The organism is Bartonella sp. P12B (assembly GCF_055796185.1).
The window spans coordinates 1-4,469 of sequence record NZ_JBTTDI010000032.1; the positions used below are offsets into that span (position 1 = coordinate 1).

5 protein-coding genes are annotated in these 4,469 nt (G+C 41.9%); 3 read left to right on the forward strand and 2 right to left on the reverse strand.

Annotated features, from left to right (window positions below; genetic code table 11):
• Positions 1-169: 169 nt before the first annotated feature.
• Positions 170-1,183: a sensor histidine kinase gene (locus AC0QT1_RS08290; RefSeq protein ID WP_473201075.1), complete on the reverse strand. Its 1,014-nt coding sequence runs from the start codon at positions 1,181-1,183 to the stop codon at positions 170-172.
• A 20-nt stretch (positions 1,184-1,203) separates the two neighbouring features.
• Positions 1,204-1,998: a response regulator gene (locus tag AC0QT1_RS08295; RefSeq protein ID WP_473201074.1), complete on the reverse strand. Its 795-nt coding sequence runs from the start codon at positions 1,996-1,998 to the stop codon at positions 1,204-1,206.
• A 169-nt stretch (positions 1,999-2,167) separates the two neighbouring features.
• Between AC0QT1_RS08295 and AC0QT1_RS08300 the strand changes: the two genes are divergently transcribed.
• From AC0QT1_RS08300 to AC0QT1_RS08310, 3 genes are all read left to right on the forward strand, one after another.
• Positions 2,168-2,371: a NepR family anti-sigma factor gene (locus AC0QT1_RS08300; protein WP_473201073.1), complete on the forward strand. Its 204-nt coding sequence runs from the start codon at positions 2,168-2,170 to the stop codon at positions 2,369-2,371.
• A gap of 7 nt (positions 2,372-2,378) precedes the next feature.
• Positions 2,379-2,933, forward strand: a complete 555-nt coding sequence (locus tag AC0QT1_RS08305) for an RNA polymerase sigma factor (RefSeq protein WP_473201072.1) — start codon at positions 2,379-2,381, stop codon at positions 2,931-2,933.
• A gap of 226 nt (positions 2,934-3,159) precedes the next feature.
• Positions 3,160-4,469 (forward strand): sensor histidine kinase (locus AC0QT1_RS08310; protein ID WP_473202095.1); only part of this gene is annotated, 1,310 nt, incomplete at its 3' end.

A 4,469-nucleotide genomic window follows, 5' to 3' on the forward strand; every position in this document is an offset into this window, starting at 1 on the left:
CCGTCCAAGGGTTCCGTCCAAGGGTTCCGTCCAAGGGTTCCGTCCAAGGGTTCCGTCCAAGGGCGATGGTGTGTGTGGAAAAATGGCGGTGGGATCGGGAACCCCATGTGATGACAACAGTGCTGCCTCTGTTGGGCTTTTTTATGTTGTGATGTGTTAACCGATGGCTTTAAAAAAAAATATCAAAATAAGTATCGGGAACACATAAGCAATAAAGAATCCCTTGCTCTGTTAATGTTAAAGAAGCAGAACCATTGACAGAAACTGGAACAATCTTTTCTAATACAGCGCTGCCAAAACAGGCTTTGTTATTGCTTAAAAGAGGCGTTTGTGCTGCAAAATTTTCATTCCAAGTGATCAGAAGTTGCGTTTTGCCCTTGATTGTTGTCTGAATTTCACACCGTACACAAATACTGCCCTTTTCTTGTGATAAAGCACCAAAAGAAAGAGAATTGACAATAAGTTCATGAAAAGCCAAACCAATATGCAAAGCCGCATTGGGAAAAAGATAAGGATCGACACCCTCAAGGGAAAAACGTTCTGTTTCTTTCATCAAATAGCCTAAAGCCTGCGATTGTACCAATTCACGAAATTGAGCACCACGCCAATCGGAATCGGTAATCAGATCTTGAGAATGAGAAAGAGAATGAAGACGCCCTTGAAATTTGCGTAAAAAAATCTGAAGAGATTCCGTATAGCGTGCCGTCTGACTGGCAATACTTTGAATGATGGCAAGAAGATTTTTAGAACGGTGACTCACTTCTCGAAGAAGGATCTTTAGAACTTGTTCACGGCGACGTAATCCTGAAATATCCACACCAGTCGTGATAATACCGATAATATCGCCATTATCATTGCGATGGCAATCAATGGAAAATTTGTACCAAGTCGCTTGTTTGGACAGATCTTCAAATCGAGCTTCAATGGTTTGCATTTTGCCCGTGGCTAAAACCTGCAATTTAATTGTTTCCATATTATCGGCAAGCTCAAGCGAAAAAAAATCACTGTCACGGCATCCCATACGCCATTTATTCTGCAAATGTTGTGGCAGATTTTCAGCCCATAAGTAATCCAGATTCGTTGTCTGATAGAGAACACAAATATCAGCTCCACGGATCGCTTGCATGAGAGCGCTAAGATGCGATGTATCTATGGGGGACTTTGGAAGAGGCATAACCATCATGATCACGATGTTACTCTAGTCTAGGCCGCTTTAGAAGCATTCTCTTGAAAAAATAAAGCTTGGGAAATAAGGGCCTTTACCATATCGGGATTAAAGGGTTTGGTCACTAAAAAAGTCGGCTCTGGACGCTCTCCAGTCAAAAGCCTTTCAGGAAAAGCCGTGATAAAAATAACCGGTATATGGTCATTTTTTAAAATGTCATTAACCGCATCAATTCCAGAACTGTTATCGGCTAATTGAATATCAGCTAAAACCAAGCGGGGCTTTTCTTTATGATAGAGGATGATAGCCTCATCACGCGTGCGCGCTATCCCTACGACCTTATGACCTAAACTTTCTACCATTTGTTCAATGTCTAGGGCAATGAGAGGCTCATCTTCAATAATCATCACTTCAGTAGCAATTTGTTGAGAAATATCCGTCGAGGCTTGGTTAAGGAGCTTGCGGAACTCTTTGCTATCAAGATTCATAATTTCACGGGCTTCTTGTTCATTAAATCCTTCAACGGCAATTAACAAAAAGGCTTGTCGTGCTCGTGGCGTGAGATAGGATAATTTGGCACTGGTTTTTTGTTCAAGACCAAATTGTGGAAGCGGTTCAGGGATATTCGGGGTGGTTTGGTCAAAAAGATGACAAAAAAGCCAATAGGTCCCAATGCGATCACTAGACGCTTTGGGAAAAATAGAAATGTCCGCAATAAGTGCTTCCAACATCGCTGAAACATAAGCATCACCAGAAGATTGGCTGCCAGTGACAGAGCGGGCAAAACGCCGAAGATAAGGAAGATGCGGTGCAATGCGTGTGGATAATGACATAATTTGTAACTCCTTTGACCTTATAAGCACTTTGTTGGTTGAAATCCGAAAGTGATGAAAAAGTTCCTCTGTTCGTATGGAACTTTTTGCCTACAACTATATTTACAACCATGAGGCGAAAAAATTCTTCTCGGTGCTACTTATATTATATGGATTAGGGGGATAAAAAATGAACGACCGTGATGAAAAAAATCTCACCAATCACCGCATCGCTGGAGATGATCTTCTCGGGGTCAATTGTGAAATAGCACGGAAATTACGCCAGTTTTACATGGAAATTCAAGAAGAAGCACTTCCATTGCGTTTGCTGGAACTGTTAGACAGGTTGGAGCGCGCCGAGCAATTTAGCTTGCATAATGTGGAAAAGGCGTAAATCCACTATGGCTGAGGGCGTGAAAAACTTTAAACAGGAACTCCTTTTGGTTCTACCAGCATTGCGGGCTTTTGCACTTTCTTTAAGTGGGAGACAGGATAAAGCTGAAGATTTGGTCCAAGATACCGTGATGAAGGCATGGGCTAAGCAAGACAGTTTTGAAATGGGAACCAATCTCAAAGCTTGGCTTTTTACCATTTTACGCAATGAATTTTATAGTCAAATGCGTAAAAGAGGAAGAGAAGTGCAAGACAGCGATGGTGTGTTAACCCAAAATGTAGCGGTTCATCCTGCTCAATATGGATCACTGGATTTGCAAGATTTCAAAAAAGCCTTAAATATGCTCTCTGCTGATCAAAGAGAAGCCATTATTCTCATTGGTGCATCAGGCTTTTCTTATGAAGATGCCGCAGCGATTTGTGGGTGTGCTGTTGGGACGATTAAAAGTCGTGTGAGTAGAGCGCGTAATCGTTTACAGGAATTGCTCAAAGTCAATGGTCAATCCGATTACGGTCCCGATGCTTATTCCGCGGGGAGCACATTGTGTTCATTTAACGGCTAAAAAAGCATAATAATTATGGTCAATAGCCTTGTTTTTTTTATTCCCGTTATAGCTATTAAAGTAAAAGAAGCATCTGAGGAAATTCAGCGTGTTTGGTGTGTTCCTTTAAGGAAAAGAAAAAAGCCTGTATGAAAGAAACCAGCGGGCTTTTTGCCTTATGGAACAGAAGGGAATTTCTTTTTTTTGCTGAAAAATGACAATTTTTAGGTTCGCCGATGGAAATTCTATGACAACAAAGACGGATTTTCTTCCTCAAAATCTTTCTTCTGATTCAAGCATATCAAGCTGGCGTTGGGTGGCAATCGTGGTTTCTCTTGTTATGGCCCTCTTGGCATCAATCTTTATTATATTGCTCTCAAACGCTGTTGATCGGGAAGTTGCACAGTTGAATACAAGTTCTGAATTGCGCGAACAGGCAGATTTGGCGCTCATTGGTTTGATCGATATGGCTGTCGCTGATCGAAGCTATGCAAAAAACAGAAAGATGGAAGATAAGGCACATTTTGAAAATGCAGCGCGTGAGATTGATAATATTCTCGATTATACGGCGCTTCTTGTTTATGCTCATCCTCAATGGTATGAATGGTTTACAGCTTTTAAAAAAGAGGTCGAAACACGCAAGGCTTTTATGAATGCGCATATGCATGCTGTTGATACGATCCCTGAGCAACCGTCTCAACCTGCTGCTGCTTTGGAATCCCCAAGGGTTCAAGTGGCCCGTTTAGCGCAACTGATGACAAGCTTTATCAATGGCGATGATGTGGTACGACAAAAACAGCGCGAGGGTATAGCGTTGATGCGCGCTGCTTTAACATTAGCAGCAATTATCTCTGTTGTGAGTACTTTTATTTCCGCTTATTTTGTTATTAATCGGTTTCATCGCGATGTCCGCTCCTTAAAAATGTATCAATTGCTGCTTCATAGTGAAAATATAGCTCTTGAAGCTCGAGTGAAAGAACGGACACAGGAGTTGGAAAGAGCACGCAATCATGCCGAAAAAGAACGTCAACGCGTTGAAATGTTGTTGCAAGATGCAAGCCATCGTATTGGCAATTCTCTTGGTACGGTCTCTTCTTTGCTCGGACTGCAATTAAATCGTAGTAAAAATGAAGAAGTCCGTTCTATTCTTGGCGCTGCTCGTGATCGTATTCAGACAATCTCCGCCGCGCATCGTCGTTTGCGTTTGAGTGATGATATGGAAACAACGCTCTTGGCAGAGTTTCTCAGTTCCGTGGTGCATGATGTCGAATTGGCGGTCCCTTTTGAATTGCGTGAAAATATCACCATTCACACCAACTTTAAAGATTGTCGATTGTCTTCAAGAGATGCCACAACGCTTGGAATTATTCTTGGTGAATTGCTAACAAACTCTTTAAAACATGCTTTTCCTGATCATCGTTCTGGTCATATCTATATCTCATTTGGTCCTGAACAAGATGGACAATTGATGCTCATCGTGGAAGATGATGGTGTGGGGATGAAAAGCAAAACTTCAGCGCAAAAAACAGGTCTTGGACGTTTGGTTGTCGAACAGCT

Excerpts from the sequence above, each read along its gene's own strand:
- AC0QT1_RS08290 (WP_473201075.1), bottom strand. The coding sequence starts at position 1,183 with ATGATGGTTATGCCTCTTCCAAAGTCCCCCATAGATACATCGCATCTT.
- AC0QT1_RS08295 (WP_473201074.1), bottom strand. The coding sequence starts at position 1,998 with ATGTCATTATCCACACGCATTGCACCGCATCTTCCTTATCTTCGGCGT.
- AC0QT1_RS08300 (WP_473201073.1), top strand. The coding sequence starts at position 2,168 with ATGAACGACCGTGATGAAAAAAATCTCACCAATCACCGCATCGCTGGA.
- AC0QT1_RS08305 (WP_473201072.1), top strand. The coding sequence starts at position 2,379 with ATGGCTGAGGGCGTGAAAAACTTTAAACAGGAACTCCTTTTGGTTCTA.